This window comes from Streptomyces sp. NPDC008238, from assembly GCF_042956445.1.
Classification (GTDB): Bacteria; Actinomycetota; Actinomycetes; order Streptomycetales; family Streptomycetaceae; genus Actinacidiphila.
Genome location: NZ_JBIBGK010000001.1, coordinates 592,780 through 609,514 on the forward strand (window position 1 = coordinate 592,780; position 16,735 = coordinate 609,514).

At 72.7% G+C, this 16,735-nt stretch carries 14 protein-coding genes; 13 read left to right on the top strand and 1 reads right to left on the bottom strand.

All coding sequences use genetic code 11. From position 1 onward, the window contains the following. Window positions 1-269 precede the first annotated feature (269 nt). The 13 genes from ACFZAU_RS02695 to ACFZAU_RS02755 all read left to right on the top strand — a co-directional run bounded on the left by ACFZAU_RS02695 (window position 270) and on the right by ACFZAU_RS02755 (window position 15,898). The gene (locus ACFZAU_RS02695; protein ID WP_500550745.1) at window positions 270-3,989 is read left to right on the top strand and encodes a ThuA domain-containing protein; all 3,720 of its coding nucleotides are present in this window, start codon (window positions 270-272) and stop codon (window positions 3,987-3,989) included. 94 nt (window positions 3,990-4,083) lie between these two features. Further along, entirely contained in the window at window positions 4,084-5,238 is a 1,155-nt protein-coding gene (locus ACFZAU_RS02700) for an inositol-3-phosphate synthase (RefSeq protein ID WP_499605317.1), read from the top strand. A gap of 113 nt (window positions 5,239-5,351) precedes the next feature. Beyond that, window positions 5,352-6,482: an SCO3242 family prenyltransferase gene (locus ACFZAU_RS02705; RefSeq protein ID WP_500551111.1), complete on the top strand. Its 1,131-nt coding sequence runs from the start codon at window positions 5,352-5,354 to the stop codon at window positions 6,480-6,482. Beyond that, on the top strand, window positions 6,479-7,336 hold the full coding sequence (locus ACFZAU_RS02710; protein WP_500550746.1) for a sugar phosphate isomerase/epimerase family protein: 858 nt from the start codon (window positions 6,479-6,481) through the stop codon (window positions 7,334-7,336). Before ACFZAU_RS02705 ends, ACFZAU_RS02710 begins: the two co-directional genes overlap by 4 nt. After that, window positions 7,333-7,968 (top strand): EboA domain-containing protein, encoded by a 636-nt coding sequence (locus tag ACFZAU_RS02715; protein ID WP_500550747.1) that lies wholly within the window; start codon window positions 7,333-7,335, stop codon window positions 7,966-7,968. The genes ACFZAU_RS02710 and ACFZAU_RS02715 overlap by 4 nt, the downstream gene beginning before the upstream one ends. After that, window positions 7,968-8,816: a TatD family hydrolase gene (locus ACFZAU_RS02720; protein WP_500550748.1), complete on the top strand. Its 849-nt coding sequence runs from the start codon at window positions 7,968-7,970 to the stop codon at window positions 8,814-8,816. Before ACFZAU_RS02715 ends, ACFZAU_RS02720 begins: the two co-directional genes overlap by 1 nt. A 13-nt stretch (window positions 8,817-8,829) precedes the next feature. Then, the gene (eboE, locus tag ACFZAU_RS02725) at window positions 8,830-9,999 is read left to right on the top strand and encodes a metabolite traffic protein EboE (protein WP_500550749.1); all 1,170 of its coding nucleotides are present in this window, start codon (window positions 8,830-8,832) and stop codon (window positions 9,997-9,999) included. Continuing rightward, entirely contained in the window at window positions 9,996-11,384 is a 1,389-nt protein-coding gene (locus tag ACFZAU_RS02730) for an alkaline phosphatase family protein (protein WP_500550750.1), read from the top strand. Before eboE ends, ACFZAU_RS02730 begins: the two co-directional genes overlap by 4 nt. Window positions 11,385-11,484: 100 nt before the next feature. Next, window positions 11,485-12,480, top strand: coding sequence for a sugar phosphate isomerase/epimerase family protein (locus ACFZAU_RS02735; RefSeq protein ID WP_500551112.1), 996 nt, complete (start codon window positions 11,485-11,487; stop codon window positions 12,478-12,480). A 568-nt stretch (window positions 12,481-13,048) separates the two neighbouring features. Next, window positions 13,049-13,285, top strand: a complete 237-nt coding sequence (locus tag ACFZAU_RS02740) for a hypothetical protein (protein ID WP_499605304.1) — start codon at window positions 13,049-13,051, stop codon at window positions 13,283-13,285. Window positions 13,286-13,522: 237 nt separating this feature from the next. Then, window positions 13,523-14,269, top strand: coding sequence for an SDR family oxidoreductase (locus ACFZAU_RS02745; RefSeq protein ID WP_500550751.1), 747 nt, complete (start codon window positions 13,523-13,525; stop codon window positions 14,267-14,269). A 225-nt stretch (window positions 14,270-14,494) separates the two neighbouring features. Next, complete coding sequence (locus ACFZAU_RS02750) at window positions 14,495-15,400, top strand: SDR family NAD(P)-dependent oxidoreductase (protein WP_500550752.1); 906 nt, start codon at window positions 14,495-14,497, stop codon at window positions 15,398-15,400. Between the two features lie 162 nt (window positions 15,401-15,562). Further along, window positions 15,563-15,898: a nuclear transport factor 2 family protein gene (locus ACFZAU_RS02755; RefSeq protein WP_500550753.1), complete on the top strand. Its 336-nt coding sequence runs from the start codon at window positions 15,563-15,565 to the stop codon at window positions 15,896-15,898. Between the two features lie 116 nt (window positions 15,899-16,014). Here ACFZAU_RS02755 and ACFZAU_RS02760 read toward each other — a convergent pair whose 3' ends face one another. Next, a complete protein-coding gene (locus ACFZAU_RS02760) occupies window positions 16,015-16,719 on the bottom strand; it encodes a TetR/AcrR family transcriptional regulator (RefSeq protein ID WP_500550754.1) in 705 nt (234 codons plus the stop codon). Window positions 16,720-16,735 lie beyond the last annotated feature (16 nt).

Here is a 16,735-nt window from a genome sequence, read left to right on the forward strand (position 1 = left end):
ACAGCCCGGCGGCTCACCGCCGCCGGGCCTGTCGGGCTGTCCGGACACCTCTTTGTCCTGAGCCTGGAGAAAGTTCAACTTATCTGCCGCACAAGGGCTTTCGGTCCCGGACGAACCCGGCTACCGTCCCTGAGGTGTACAGGACACGGGCCTGAAACACGAGGCCGGTCCTGACGTGGCACCCCCGACCAGCGTGACGGCGCACGCCGGTCCCCGGATCTTCCGCACGGCAGCTGCATCCGCCCGTACGACCTTCCCGGAGGACACACGTGCACAGAAAACGGCCCGGAGCACCCAGAACCCGATTCCGTCAGGGGCTCGCGCTCCTCACCGGCGGCCTCCTCGCCGCCACGTCCCTCGTCGTCTCCGCCCCATTAGGCGCCTCGGCCCGACCTCTCGACACGGAGCCCGCGGCCGCGGCGGCGGAGGAGTTCCAGCAGGTCACCCTCGCCAAGGGGGAGCCCGAGACCGGCGAGCCCATGTCGCTCGCGGTCCTGCCCGACCGCAGCGTGCTGCACACCTCGCGGGACGGCGAGCTGCGCAGGACCGACGCCGCCGGCGACACCACCGTCATCGGCACCGTCCCCGTCTACACGCACGACGAGGAGGGCCTGCAAGGCGTCGGCATCGACCCGGACTTCGACGAGAACCGGGCGATCTTCCTCTACTACGCGCCCCCGCTCGACACCCCCGCGGGCGACGCCCCCGACCAGGGCACCGAGGCCGACTTCGCCAAGTTCGACGGCGTCAACCGCCTCTCGCGCTTCACACTGAACGCCGACTGGACCCTCGACCTCGCCAGCGAGAAGAAGGTCCTCGACGTCTCCACCACCCGCGGCATCTGCTGCCACGTCGGCGGTGACATCGACTTCGACGCCCAGGGCAACCTGTACCTGTCGACCGGCGACGACTCCAACCCCTTCGCGTCCGACGGCTTCACGCCCATCGACGACCGCCCGGGCCGCAACCCCGCCTACGACGCCCGCCGCACCTCCGGCAACACCAACGACCTGCGCGGCAAGCTGCTGCGGATCAAGGTCGCCGACGACGGGTCGTACACCATCCCCGAGGGCAACCTCTTCGCCCCGGGCACGGACAGGACCCGCCCCGAGATCTACGCCATGGGCTTCCGCAACCCGTTCCGCTTCAGCGTGGACAAGGCGACCGGCATCGCCTACGTCGGCGACTACGGTCCCGACGCCGGCGCGGCCGACCCCGGGCGCGGCCCCGGCGGCCAGGTCGAGTTCGCCCGCGTGACGGAGGCCGGCAACTTCGGATGGCCGTTCTGCACCGGGGACAACGACCCGTACGTCGACTACGACTTCGCCACCGGGCAGTCCGGCGCGGCCTTCGACTGCGCCGCCCCGAAGAACGACTCGCCGTACAACACGGGCCTCACCGACCTGCCGCCCGCGCAGGCCGCATGGCTCCCCTACGACGGCGGCTCCGTGCCCGAGTTCGGCTCCGGCTCCGAGTCCCCGATGGGCGGCCCGGTCTACCGGTACGACCCCGAGCTGGACTCCCCGGTGAAGTTCCCCGAGGCCTACGACGGCGACTTCTTCGCCGGCGAGTTCGGGCGCCGCTGGATCAAGCGCATCGAGCAGGGCGGGGACGGCACCGTCCAGTCGATCAACGACGTCCCCTGGACCGGCACGCAGATCATGGACATGGCGTTCGGGCCGGACGGCGCGCTCTACGTCCTGGACTACGGCACCGCCTGGTTCGGCGGCGACGAGCACTCCGCCCTCTACCGGATCGAGAACGCCACCGACGGCCGCTCCCCGACCGCCGAGGCGTCCGCCAACAAGACCTCGGGCGTCGCACCGCTGAAGGTCACCTTCTCCTCGGCCGGCACCACCGACCCCGACGGCGACACGCTCGCCTACAGCTGGGACTTCGGCGACGGCGGCACCTCCACCGCGGCGAACCCCGCGCACACCTACCGCAAGAACGGCACCTACACAGCGACCCTCACGGTGAAGGACCCGACCGGGCGCACCGCGACCGCGAGCGTCCAGGTCGTCGTCGGCAACACCGCGCCCAAGGTGACCCTGGACCTGCCCGCCGAGGGAGCCCTGTTCAGCTTCGGCGACGAGATCCCGTTCAAGGTGACCGTCACCGATCCCGAGGACGGCACCGTCGACTGCTCCAAGGTCAAGGTCACCTACATCCTCGGCCACGACAGCCACGGCCACCCCGTGACCTCCGTCAACGGCTGCTCCGGCACCATCAAGACCTCCGCCGACGGCGGCCACGACCCCAACGCCAACATCTTCGGCGTCATCGACGCCGAGTACACCGACGGCGGGGGCGGCGGCCAGGAGGCGCTCGCCGGCCACGACCAGGCGCAGCTGCAGCCGCGCCACCGGCAGGCCGAGCACTTCACCTCCTCGTCCGGCGTGGACCCCTTCGACAAGGCCGAGGCCCACGGCGGCCGCACGGTCGGCAACATCGACAACGGCGACTGGATCTCCTTCACGCCGTACAACCTCACCGGCTCCGTCCGGCTGACCGCCCGGGTCTCCTCCGGCGGCGCGGGCGGCTTCCTCGAGGTGCGCACCGGCTCGGCGACCGGTCCGATCCTGGGTTCCGCCCCCGTTCCGGTGACCGGCAGCTGGGAGACCTTCCAGGAGATCGACGTACCGCTGCGCGCCGTGCCGAAGAAGACCACCGAGCTCTTCCTGGTCTTCAAGGGCGGCTCCGGAGCGCTCTACGACATGGACGACTTCGAGCTCTCCGACGTCCCGGCCGACCGCGCCGCCAAGCGCGTGCTGGTCTTCTCCAGGACCGCCGGCTTCCGTCACGACGCCATCCCCACCGGGATCGCCGCGCTGAAGGAACTCGGCGCCACCGCCAACATCACCGTCGACGCCACCGAGGAACCGCGCCAGTTCACCAGCAACAACCTGGCGCGCTACGACGCGGTGGTCTTCCTGTCGACCACCGGTGACGTCCTCAACGCCGAGCAGCAGACGGCGTTCGAGAACTACGTCAAGGGCGGGGGCGCCTACATGGGTGTCCACGCCGCGGCCGACACCGAGTACGACTGGCCCTTCTACGGCGGCCTCGTCGGCGCCTACTTCCAGGGGCACCCGCAGATCCAGAAGGCCACCGTCCGTGCCGAGGACCACGACCACCCGGCCACCGCGCACCTCGACGAGGCCGGCTGGGAGCGCACCGACGAGTGGTACAACTACCGCACCAACCCGCGCGGTCAGGCCCGCGTCCTCGCCACCCTGGACGAGACCACCTACCAGGGCGGCACGATGAAGGGCGACCACCCCATCGCGTGGTGCCAGACCTACCAGTCCGGCCGCTCCTTCTACACCGGTCTCGGGCACACCAAGGAGTCCTACGCCGAGCCGGCCTTCCGCCAGCACCTCCTGGGCGGACTGCGCTACGCCGTCGGGCAGGTCAAGGCCGACTGCAAGCCGCAGACGGGCTACCGCGACCTGTTCAACGGGCACACCCTGGAGGGCTGGAAGCAGGCGGGCCCCGGCAAGTTCAACGTCGTCGACGGTGAACTGCGCACCGAGGGCGGCATGGGCCTGCTGTGGTACCAGGCCAAGCAGTTCGGCTCGTACTCGCTGACGCTCGACTGGAAGATGGACGGCGACGACAACTCCGGTGTCTTCGTGGGCTTCCCGGCCTCCGACGACCCGTGGTCCGCGGTCGACAAGGGCTACGAGATCCAGATCGACGCCTCGGACGCCCCCGACCGGACCACCGGCTCCGTCTACAGCTTCAAGTCGGCCAACCTCAAGGCCCGCGACCAGGTGCTGCGTCCGCCGGGTCAGTGGAACAGCTACGAGATCAAGGTCCAGGGTGAACGGCTCCAGGTCTTCCTCAACGGAGTGAAGATCAACGACTTCACCAACACCGACCCGGTCCGCAGTCTGAAGGACGGCTACATCGGCCTGCAGAACCACGGGGCCGCAGACCAGGTGTCCTTCCGGAACGTCAAGATCAAGGAACTGCCCTCCTCGTAGGGCGGGTCCTGCCGGCACCCACGAGCCGGCGGCGGGCGGGGAGACGCCGTGCCCCCGCCCGCCGCCCCCCACCACTCGCACCAGGGAGGCAGCCGTGACGAACCCGCCCGCCCCGGCACCGGCATCGGACAACCAGTCGCCCCCGCGCACCGGGGTGTGGCTGATCGGAGCCCGCGGCTCCGTCGCCACCACCGCCGTCGCGGGATGCGCGGCGGTCACCGCAGGGCTCCACCCGGCGACGGGCATGGTGAGCGAGACCGCGCCCTTCGCGGCGGCCGGGCTCCCACCCCTGCCCTCCCTGGTCTTCGGCGGCCACGACACGGCCGCCTGCCCGCTGGGCAAGCGGGCCGAACAACTCGCGGAGGGCGGCGTGCTGCCGCACGGCCTGCCGACCGCACTCCGCGCCGAACTCGCGGCCGCCGACCGGGAGATCCGCACCGGCGGCCCGCTCCCCGGCGACACCCGCGGCGACGCGGAACTGATCGCCGCGTTCGCGGCGGACATCACCGACTTCACCCGGCGCCACGGCCTGGCCCGGACCGTGGTCGTCAACGTCGCCTCCACCGAGCCCGTCCCCGGGCCCGGCAGCGACCGCATGCCCGCGAGCTCCCTCTACGCGGCGGCGGCCGTCGAGGCCGGATGCGCCTACGTGAACTTCACCCCCTCCACCGGGATGAGGACCCCGGCCCTCGCCGAGGCGGCCTCCGCCCGCGGCCTGCCCCACGCGGGACGGGACGGCAAGACGGGGCAGACCCTCCTGCGCTCCGTCCTCGCCCCGATGTTCGTGCAACGCGCCCTGACGGTACGGGCCTGGTCCGGCACCAACCTGCTCGGCGGCGGCGACGGGGCGGTCCTGGCCGACCCCGCGGCGGCCGCGGCGAAGAACGCCGGCAAGGAACGCGTCCTCGCCGACGCCCTCGGCGCCGCCCCCGAGGGCGAGGTCCACATCGACGACGTCCCGGCCCTCGGCGACTGGAAGACGGCCTGGGACCACATCGCCTTCGACGGCTTCCTCGGCACCCGTATGGTCTTGCAGACCACCTGGCAGGGCTGCGACTCCGCCCTCGCCGCCCCGCTCGTCATCGACCTCGCCCGCTTCGCGGCCCGCGCCCACGAGGTGGGTTTGAGCGGTCCCCTCCCGCAACTGGGCTTCTACTTCAAGGACCCCGATGCCGGCGCCCCCGCGGCGCTGTCCGAGCAGTACGGCGAGTTGCTCGACCTCGCCGCCAGGCTGGGGGAGTCCCGGTGAGCGTTCCGGGAGCACGTGGGCTGCGGGCCCTCGCCGTCGTGGCGGCTCTCGGAGTCCTGACCGCCTTCGCCGCGCGCCGCCCACCGCGCGGTACGGCGCAGGACTGCGTCGCCCTGCCGGGCGGCGCGGGCGGCACCCGTCGGCCCGGGGCGGAGGAGGGGGCCGCCCCGGGGGCGCACGCCGACGCCGCCCCGGCCGGTGCCGCCGGCACGGGGGACGCCGCGGACGCCGTGGGCGCCGTGGGCTCCGCCGGGGCGCAACGGCCCGCGCCGGGCGCGAGGCTGTGGGACTGGGCCGAACTCCTCCGCGTCTCCGCGCTGTTCACCGTCCCGGGTGACGCGCTCGCGGGCGCCGCCGCGACCGGACGGGGCCCCGGTCGCGGCACCTTCCTCGCCATCGGCAGCTCGCTGTGCCTCTACCACGCGGGCATGGCCCTCAACGACTGGGCCGACCGCGACGAGGACGCCGTCGACCGCCCCCACCGCCCCCTGCCGTCGGGCCGGATCAGCCCGGCCGCCGCGCTGACGGCCGCCGCGGCGCTCACCGGGGCCGGTTTGTCGCTGGCCGCCCGCGCGGGCCGCGCCCCGCTCGCCCTCGCCACGATCCTCGCCGCGACGGTCTGGGCGTACGACCTGCGCCTGAAGCACACGGCGGCGGGACCGGCCGCCATGGCGACGGCACGCGCCCTCGACCTCGTGCTCGGCGCGACGGCCACCCGCCCCCGGGCGGTCGCCGCCGCGCTGCCCCACGCAGCCCTGCTCGGCGCGCACACCTACGCCGTCACCACCGTTTCCCGCAACGAGACACAGGGCGGCTCCAGCACGGCACCACTCGCCGCGCTGCTCACCACCACGGCGATCGCCGCCGTCACCGGCGACGCCGCCCGGACGCTGCGCCGGGCGCGCGCCTCCGCACGCCCGCCGTCGCCCACCGCCCGTCACGGGGCGGGCGGTGGCCGACGCGGGCGACCGGTCCCGGGCACCGAGCGTCCGGCGGCCCTGCCCCACGCCTTGACGGCACTGGCCTCCGCCGCCTACGCGGGCACCGCGCTCACCCCCTTCCTCCACGCGGTCCTCAACCCGTCCCCACCGCTCACCCAGCACGCGGTCGGCGGCGGGATCCGCGCGATGATCCCGCTGCAGGCCGCCCTGGCGGCCCGCTCCGGCTCCCCGGCGTCGGCGGTGGCAGTCCTCGCCCTCGGCCCCGTCGCCCGCCGGGTCGCCAGGAAGGTGAGCCCCACATGAGCCTGCGCCTCGGCTACGGAACCAACGGCCTCACCGACCTCCGCCTCGACGACGCCCTCGCCCTCCTGGCCGACCTCGGCTACGACGGCGTCGGACTCACCCTCGACCACATGCACCTCGACCCCCTCGCTCCCGACCTGGGCGCCCGTACCCGCCGCCTGGCGCAGCGGCTGTCCGCGCTCGGCCTCGAGGTCACCGTCGAGACCGGCGCCCGCTACGTCCTCGACCCGCGCCGCAAGCACGGACCCTCCCTCCTCGACCCGGACCCCGACTCCCGGGCCGCCCGCACCCGGCTCCTCGAACGCGCCGTCCAGGTGGCCGCCGACCTCGGCGCCCACGCCGTGCACTGCTTCAGCGGGATCACGCCCGCCGGCACGTCGCCCGCCATCGCCTGGCAGCGGCTCCAAGGCGCCCTCGCACCCGTCCTGGACGCCTCCTCGTCCGCGGGGGTCCCGCTCGCCGTCGAGCCCGAACCCGGTCACCTCCTCGCCTGCCTGGACGACTTCCACCACCTGCGCGGCCTGCTCGGCGACCCCGAACCCCTCGGACTCACCCTCGACATCGGCCACTGCCAGTGCCTGGAGCCGGCGCCTCCCGCCGACTGCGTCAAGCAGGCCGCTCCCTGGCTGCGCCACGTCCAGATCGAGGACATGCGCCGCGGCGTCCACGAACACCTCCCCTTCGGCGACGGGGAGATCGACTTCCCGCCCGTCCTGAGGGCCCTGGCGGAGACCGGCTACCAGGGCCTGACCGTCGTCGAACTTCCCCGCCACTCCCACGCCGGACCCGAACTCGCCCGCACCTCCCTCGACTTCCTGCGCTCCCACACCCCCGCGAACGGAGCCACGGCATGACGACACCCACCCGCGAGGGCCTCCACGGCCGGCTGGGCGACGCCGCCCGCGCCTGGCTCGACGCGGCCCTCGCCGAAGCCGGAGCCGCCCCCGGCGCGGCCGCGGACGACGACACCCCCACCGCACCCTCCTCCCCTCCCGCCTGGGAACGGCACTTCGCCGCCGCCGGCCGCCACTGCGGACAGGAACACGCCGACGCCGCCCGCGTGCTGCTCCTGCGCGAGGCCCGTGCCGACGCCGCCACCCTGACCCGGCTGTACCGGCAGGGCACCGCCGCCGAGCGCCGCGCCGTCCTCCTCGCCCTGCCCCACCTCGAGCCGGACCCCGCCGACGGGCTCCCCCTCGTCGAGGACGCCTTGCGCACCAACGACACACGGCTGGTCGCCGCCGCCGTCGGCCCCTACGCCGCGGCGCACCTCGACGCGCACACCTGGCGGCACGCCCTCCTCAAGTGCCTCTTCACCGGTGTGCCGGTGGACGCGGCCGCCCGGCTCGGACAGCGGGCGCACGGCGACGCCGAACTGGCCCGCATGCTCGGCGACTACGCCGCGGAACGCACCGCCGCGGGCCGGCCCGTTCCCGCGGACCTCCACCGCGTGCTCGCCCTGACGTCCCGGACGGAGGAGTCCTGATGCGCATCTTCGACCCCCACATCCACATGACCTCCCGCACCACGGACGACTACGAGGCCATGTACGCCGCCGGTGTCCGGGCCCTGGTCGAACCCTCCTTCTGGCTCGGTCAGCCCCGCACCTGCCCCGAGTCCTTCTTCGACTACTTCGACTCCCTCCTGGGCTGGGAACCCTTCCGCGCCGCGCAGTACGGCATCGCCCACCACTGCACCGTCGCCCTGAACCCCAAGGAGGCGAACGACCCGCGCTGCCTCCCCGTCCTCGACGAGCTGCCCCGCTTCCTCGTCAAGGACAACGTCGTCGCGGTCGGCGAGATCGGCTACGACTCGATGACCCCCGCCGAGGACACCGCACTCGCCACCCAGCTCCAGCTAGCCGCCGACCACGGACTGCCCGCCCTCGTCCACACCCCGCACCGCGACAAGCTCGCCGGGATGCGCCGCACCATCGACGTCGTCCGCGAGTCGGCGCTCGACCCCGAGCGCGTCCTGCTGGACCACCTGAACGAGACCACGGTCAAGGAGGCCGCCGACAGCGGCTGCTGGCTCGGCTTCTCGATCTACCCCGACACCAAGATGGACGAGGACCGCATGGTCGCCGTGCTCAAGGCCCGCGGCACCGAGAAGATGCTGGTCAACTCGGCGGCCGACTGGGGGAAGAGCGACCCCCTCAAGACCCGCAGGACCGCCGACGCGATGCTCGCCGCCGGCTTCACCGCGGACGACGTCGACCAGGTCCTGTGGCGCAACCCCGTCGCCTTCTACGGCAGCAGCGGAAAGCTGCAGCTCGACGTCCCCGCACCGGGGGACCTGCACGAGGGCAACTCCATCCTCCGCGGCGGGGAATGAGGAGGCGGCACCCATGCGCTTCCGGCACCCCGACGGCTCGGTCGTCCACCTGGCCTACTGCACCAACGTCCATCCCGCGGAGACGCTCGAGGGGGTCCTCTCCCAGCTCCGCGACCACTGCGAACCGGTCCGCAAACGCCTCGGCCGGGACCGCCTCGGCATCGGGCTGTGGCTCGCCAAGGACGCCGCCCACGCCCTCCACACCGATCCGGCGGCGCTGCGGGGCCTGCGCACCGCACTGGACCGCCGCGGCCTGGAGGTCGTCACCCTCAACGGCTTCCCCTACCAGGGCTTCGGCGCCGCCGAGGTCAAGTACCGGGTCTACCGGCCGGACTGGACCGAACCGGAACGGCTCGCCTACACCAGCGGCCTCGCCGACCTCCTCGCCGCCCTGCTCCCCGCCGACGTCACCGAAGGGTCGATCTCCACCCTCCCGCTCGCCTGGCGCACCCTCTGGGACGACCGCGCCGCGCGGACCGCCAGGACCGCCCTGACCACCCTCGCCGGACGGCTCGACGCACTGGCCGAACTCACCGGCAAGTCCATCAGGATCGCCCTGGAACCCGAACCCGGCTGCATCGTCGAGACCACCGCGGACGCGATCGCGCCCCTCACCGCCATCGCCCACCCACGCATCGGCGTGTGCGTCGACACCTGCCACCTCGCCACCTCCTTCGAGGAACCCGCCGCCGCGCTGGACGCGCTGACCGCGGCGGGCATCGCCATTCCCAAGGTCCAGCTCTCCGCCGCCCTGCACGCCGAACACCCGCACCTGCAGGACGTACGCGACGCGCTCGCCGCCTTCTCCGAACCCCGCTTCCTCCACCAGACGCGCGCCCGCACCGCCGACGGCCTGCACGGCACCGACGACCTCCACCAGGCGCTGACCGAGGGGCCGCTTCCCACCGGCGCCCCCTGGCGCGCCCACTTCCACGTGCCGCTGCATGCTCCGCCCGCGCCCCCGCTCACCTCCACCGTCCCCGTCCTGAAGGACGTCCTCGCCCGTCTCGTCGGCGGCCCGACGCCGCTCACCCACCACCTCGAGGTCGAGACCTACACCTGGCAGGCCCTCCCCGCCGAGCTGCGCCCGCGCACCCGAGCGCAGCTCGCCGACGGCATCGCCGCGGAACTCGGCCTCGCCCGCGACCTCCTCCACGACCTCGGCCTGAAGGAACTGCCATGACCGACACCGCCGGGCCGGCCCCCCTCCTCGTCCTCGACGTCGTCGGCCTCACCCCGCGGCTCCTGGAGCACATGCCGCGCCTGAAGCGGCTCGCCGACACCGGATCCCGGGCCCCGCTCGGCACCGTCCTGCCCGCGGTGACCTGCGCCGCCCAGTCCACCTTCCTCACCGGCGCCCCGCCTGCCGGGCACGGCATCGTCGGCAACGGCTGGTACTTCCGCGACCTCGGCGACGTCCTGCTGTGGCGTCAGCACAACGGTCTCGTCGCCGGCGACAAGCTCTGGGACGCCGCCCGCCGTGCGCACCCGGGCTACACCGTGGCCAACATCTGCTGGTGGTACGCCATGGGCGCCGACACCGATGTCACGGTCACCCCGCGCCCCGTCTACTACGCCGACGGCCGCAAGGAACCCGACTGCTACACCCGGCCCCCCGAGCTCCACGACGAGCTCACCGACCTCCTCGGAACCTTCCCCCTCTTCCGTTTCTGGGGCCCGGGCGCCGACATCGTCTCCAGCCGCTGGATCGTCGACGCCACCCGGCACATCCTGCGCACCCGTACACCCGACCTCGCCCTCTGCTACCTCCCGCACCTCGACTACGACCTCCAGCGCTTCGGCCCCGACGACCCCCGCTCCCGCCGTGCCGCCACCGACCTCGACGAGGCACTGGCCCCGCTCCTGGACGACGCCCGCCGGGAGGGCCGCACGGTCGTGGCGCTCTCCGAGTACGCCATCACCCCGGTCAGCCGGCCCGTCGACATCAACCGGGAGCTGCGGCGCGCCGGCCTGCTGGAGGTGCACACCCAGGACGGCATGGAGTACCTCGACCCGATGGCCTCCCGTGCGTTCGCGGTCGCCGACCACCAGATCGCCCACGTGTACGTGCGCCGGCCCGAGGACCTCGAGGCCACCCGCAAAATCCTCGCCGCCCTGCCCGGCGTCGCCGAACTCCTCGACGACGAGGGCAAGAAGCGCCACGGCCTGGACCATCCGCGCTCCGGCGAACTCGTCGCGGTGGCGGACCCGGACGCCTGGTTCACGTACTACTACTGGCTCGACGACGACAGGGCACCCGACTTCGCCCGGCTCGTGGAGATCCACCGCAAGCCCGGTTACGACCCCGTCGAACTGTTCATGGACCCCGAGGACCCCTACGTCCGGGTCAAGGCCGCCACGGCCCTGGCCCGCAAGAAGCTCGGCATGCGCTACCGCATGGCGGTCGTGCCGCTCGATCCCTCGCCTATTCGCGGCAGCCACGGCCGCCTCCCGGCGAGCGACGAGGAAGGTCCGCTCATCATCTGCTCAGTCCCCCGTGCCGTCGGTGGCCGCGTCGCGGCCACCGAAGTGAAGTCCCTGCTTCTGCGCCTGGCAGGACTCCACTGAACCACACGTCACCGACGCCAAGGAGTTATCCACAGTGACCAGCACGCGTCGTAACAGCACCCCCGACCCGGAGCTCAGCCGCAAGCTCAGCAGAAGGGGCATGCTCGGTGTCGCCGCCGGGGCCACCGCCGCCGCGCTGCTCGGGGCGACCGCCCCCACCGCCGCCGCCCACGGCAAGTCCCACGACAAGCCGCACGGCAAGGGCCACGGCCGCCCCGTCCTGCCCCCCGGTCGCCTCGGCATCCAGCTGTACTCACTGCGCGACAAGGTCTCCACGCTCGGCTTCGCCCCCGTCTTCGCCGAACTCGAGAAGTACGGCTACGACGAGATCGAGTACGCCGGGTACACCCAGGGCTCCGCGGGCGCCATCACCCTCGCCCAGCTGCGCCGGCTCGCCCGCGACCACGGGCTGCGCGCCATCGGAAGCCACGTCGGCTACTACGACGACGGCAACCCGGGCGCCTACACCTTCGCCCAGAACCTGACGAAGGTCCTCGACGATGCCCAGGCCCTCGGGCTGAAGCACATCGGGACCGCGTCGGGTCCGTGGCGGTACGGGAGCACCGTCGACGGGTGGAAGCGCTGCGCGGAGGAGTTCAACGAGTACGGCGCCGCGGCCAAGGCCCGGGGCATGAAGTTCTACCAGCACAACCACGCGGAGGAGTTCTCCTTCGCGACCGACCGTCCGAACGTGCGGCTGTACGACGTCCTCCTCGCGGAGACCGACCCCGACCTGGTCTACCTGGAGATGGACATCTACTGGGCCTACGCCGGCCAGTTCCGCTTCTCCCAGCGGGCGGACGGCACCCCGGCGCCCTTCGACCCGCTGCGCTACGTCCTGAAGCAGCCCGACCGCTATCCCCTGTTCCACGTCAAGGACGGTGAGCACGACGAGACCAACCCCGACGGCTACCGCATGGTCGACGTCGGGGACGGCGACATCGACTACCAGCGGTTCATCTCGGCCGTGACGCGCACGCACGGCGGCCGGCTCGACCACCACTGGCAGACCGAGCACGACACGCCGCCGGACTCCCTCAGCTTCGCCCGCAGGTCGAGCGCGTACCTGCACTCGCTGCGTGAGAAGGACTGCTGACGTCGTGTCGGCGGTCATCTGACGTTCCGTCCGGCACGCCGCTCGGCGTGCCGTCGGGGCCCCGTGCCCGCCGCTCGGGCGGGCCGGGGCCCTTCGTCTTCCCGAGAAGGGCCGGGCTTGCGCCACACGGTGACTTCGGGCAGTCCCCACGTCGCGGCGGCGTGCGAGGCCGTGACCAGGGCGGCAGCGGTTCCCCACGGCCCGGGACGCGCCGCCCGCGCGATGTCCCGGGGCCGTGCCGGGCCGAAGCCGGGCGCGGTCGGTGACGAGGATTCACCCATCGGGAGGCCCGGACGTGACCGTTCGTGATTACGGTCCGTGGTCGCACGGTTGAGGCCCCCTCGGACCCGTGATCATCAGGCCTTCGCCGTCCTGGGCCGGGTTCGGAGTCCACCGTTCGTCGTAGCTGACGCGTCGTCGCGTGACGGAGCGTGACGGGATTCCGTGGTGCGGCGTGGATGTCCTCGACGCAGGCTCTTCCTTGTCGGAACCCTGCGGTCACCGCCACGGTGCCCGCCGAGACAGGAGAGTCAGTATGCGCGTTTCCCGTTTTGTGGCCGCTGTCGGTGTGGCCTCTGTCGTTCTGTTGGGTGGTGCCACTGCTGCCGGCGCCGCCACCCCGGACCTCGCGAGCGCCAAGGGAACCCACGTCACGGGCGACCACGGTCGCGGCGGGTACGACCGCGGTCACGGCGGTCGCGGCCACCACCGTGACTCCTACCGCTTCGACCGCGGCTTCTTCGGCTCGTACCTGTTCGGGCCCTACCTCTTCGACCCCTTCTTCTTCGGCGGTCGCTTCCGCTGACCTCCGCCCGGCCTGAACGCTCCGCGCGTGACGGCCGTCGATTCCCGGGCCGCCACCCCCGCACGAGGGGTGGCGGCCCGGGCGCGTGCGGGAGGCGGCGCACGCCGCGGACCCGTAGGTGAACGTCGATAACAAGCCGGCGTTATCGGTGCTTGCGTTTCCGTCGATAACGTGGCACTGTTATCGACGGAAGCGGGGCGACGGAAGGAGTCGCCCCCCTCGCATGAGGAGACCGCCATGACCGAGACCACCAACACCGCCCGCCGCGTCGCGATCGTCACGGGCGGTTCCCGCGGCATCGGCCGTGAGGTCGCGCTGCGCCTCGCCGCCGACGGCCAGGCGGTCGTCGTGGTCTACGCAGGCAACCAGGCCGACGCCGACGCGACCGTCGCGCAGATCGCCGAGGGCGGCGGTTCCGCGATAGCGGTGCGGGCCGACGTCGCCGACGAGAAGGCGGTCGAGGTGCTCTTCGACACCGCGGAGCAGGAGTTCGGCGGCGTGGACGTGGTGGTCAACTCGGCCGGCCTGATGATCCTGAACACCGTGGCGGACTTCGACCTCGACGCCCTGGACCGCATGCACCGCACCAACATCCGCGGCACCTTCGTGGTCAACCAGCAGGCCGCCCGCAGGCTCCGCAACGGCGGTGCCGTGATCAACGTGTCCTCGTCCCAGACACGGATCGCCACACCCACCTACGCCGCGTACGCCGCGTCGAAGGGCGCGGTCGAGGCCATCAGCCTGATCCTGGCGCGGGAGCTGCGGGGCCGCGACATCACCGTGAACGCCGTCGCGCCCGGCCCCGTCGCCACCGACCTGTTCCTCAACGGCAAGGACGAGGAGACGATCGAGCGGTTCGCGAAAATGAACCCCCTCGAGCGCCTCGGGTCCCCCGAGGACATCTCCGCGGTCGTCTCCTTCCTGGCCGGCCCCGGTCGCTGGATCAACGGCCAGACGATCTTCGCCAACGGCGGAGTGGCCTGACCCACGCGCCGCGCCCCTCGCGCGGCCCCTCCGGGCACCGGGCCGCCGGCCCGCCCGCCGGACCCCGGCGCCCGGACCCCTCGGCTCCTCTCTACCGCACCCACTCCGTACCTCGAGCCCGGCATCACCCTGCCCCCGGGCAGATCCCGTACCTCGCGCCACCCATCCCATCCGGACCCGGACGCCACGCGCCGGCCCGGCCCCAGCAGTGCAAGGAGATCCGTCATGTCCCCTGTGTCTTCCGTCGTCCTGGTCACCGGTGCGAGCTCCGGATTCGGCGCCCTGGCCGCCCACGCACTCGCCGCCGCGGGTCACACCGTCTACGCGAGCATGCGTGACATATCCGGCCGCAACGCCGAACGTGCCGCTGAGGTACGGGACCGGGCCGCTCGCGAGGGCATCGACCTGCGGGTCATCGAACTCGACGTGCTGTCCCAGGACAGCGCGGACCGCGCCGTCGCCACCGTCCTGCGGGAGGCCGGCCGGCTGGACGTCCTGGTCCACAACGCGGGCCACATGGTGCTCGGCCCCGCCGAGGCCTTCACCCCGGAGGAGATGGCCGCCGTCTACGACACCAATGTGCTGGGCACCCAGCGGGTGAACCGCGCCGCCCTGCCCCATCTGCGGGCCCAGGGGCACGGTCTGCTGCTCTGGGTCGGTTCCAGCAGCACCCGCGGCGGCACCCCGCCCTACCTCGCCCCCTACTTCGCCGCGAAGGCGGCCATGGACGCGGTTGCCGTCAGCTACGCCGCCGAGGTGGCCCGCTTCGGCATCGACACCTCCATCATCGTCCCCGGTGCCTTCACCTCCGGCACGAACCATTTCGCCAACGCGGGCCACCCCGCCGACACCGACACCGTCGCGGCCTACGAGACCCGCTACGCGGGCCTGACCGAGCAGGTGGGCCGGGCCCTGGCGGCCATCACCCCCGAGGACGCCGACGTCGCGGAGGTGGCGCGTGAGATCGTCCGCGTCGTCGGGATGCCCGCGGGCGAGCGGCCCTTCCGCACCCACATCGACCCCGCCGACGACGGCTCGGAGGCCGTCTCCGTGGTCGCCGACCGGATCCGTGGGGACTTCTACCACCGGATCGGCCTGGAAGACCTGCTCAGCCCCCGCGCGGGAGTCTGACGGCGGCGGAGGCAGGCTGACCCCCGGCCGCCCGATCCGTCCCGCCCACCACCGGGCACCATCACCATCACCATCACCAGTCACGGCCACCGACCTCCGGCCCGCGCGCACCGGTCCCTTCGGGGCCCGGTGCGCCGCCCGAAACCGACAAGGAGAACCGCCATGACCACTTCCGAGTTTCCCGAGCTTCCCGAGCCGGTCAGCCGCGCCGTCGCGGCGGCGAACGCCCATGACACCGAGGCGTTCCTCGACCAGTTCACCGAGCACGGCGCGGTGGACGACTGGGGCCGCCGCTTCGAGGGCCGCGAGGCCGTCGAGGGGTGGAGCGACCGTGAGTTCATCGGGGTCAAGGTCTCGCTGAAGGTCACCGGGGTGACCCGGCGCGCCGGCCAGGTGATCGTGTCCGCCCAGGTCGGGGGCAACGGGTTCAACGGCCCGTCGGACTTCGCCTTCACGGTCGAGGGTGACGGGATCGCCCTGATGAAGATCACCGGCTGACCGGCGGGTGCCGGGACGCCGGAACACGGAAACGCCCGGTGGGGAACCGTCGTACGACGGTTCCCCACCGGGCGTTTCCGGTGTGCGGGGCCGTGGCCGCGCACACCGGAGGGCGCTCAGGCGGAGTGCGTGATGCGGTCCAGCAACTCGTTCAGCAGGATGCGTTCACCGGGCGTGAGGATCTCCCCGATCTCGGGGAGCACGGCCTTGAAGGCGACGGTACGGGTGATCGTCCGGCGCTCTTCCGCGGTGGCCTCCTCGGGCTCCGCGGTCGTGATGGCGGCGAGAACGGCCTCTCGCGTCCGCGGTGACAGCTCCGGGTCGCGGGCCTCCGGCAGCGTGGCGATCAGTGTCAGGACGACCCCGCAGCCCGCCGCGTGGATCATCAGCATGGCGCGTTCCACGTCCACGCTCAGCCGGCCGGCCTCCGCGACCCGGGTCACCAGGCCGCGGAGCACGTTGAAGGACTCCGTGACGGCCGCCGGTTCGACCCCGGGCTTGGGCTGACCGAACATCAGCTGGTATATCTCCGGGTTGGCCACGCCGAACTCGATGTGCAGATCCCAGCCCCAGCGCAGGTCCTCGACCGGATCCGCGGCCCGCGTCCGGTCGGTCTTGCGGTGCAGGTAGTCGGCGAAGCCCTCCGCCGCGACGGCGTCGAGCAGGCCCCGCATGTCGCCGAACTGCCGGTAGATGGTCGGCGGCTGGACGGCCGCCGCCTTGCTGACCGACCGGGTCGAGACCGCGTCGCGGCCGCCCTCGGCAAGCAGGGTGGCGGCGGCGGACATGATCCGCTCTCTGGTGGTCGCCCTCTCATCCATGAATCAACGATAACAG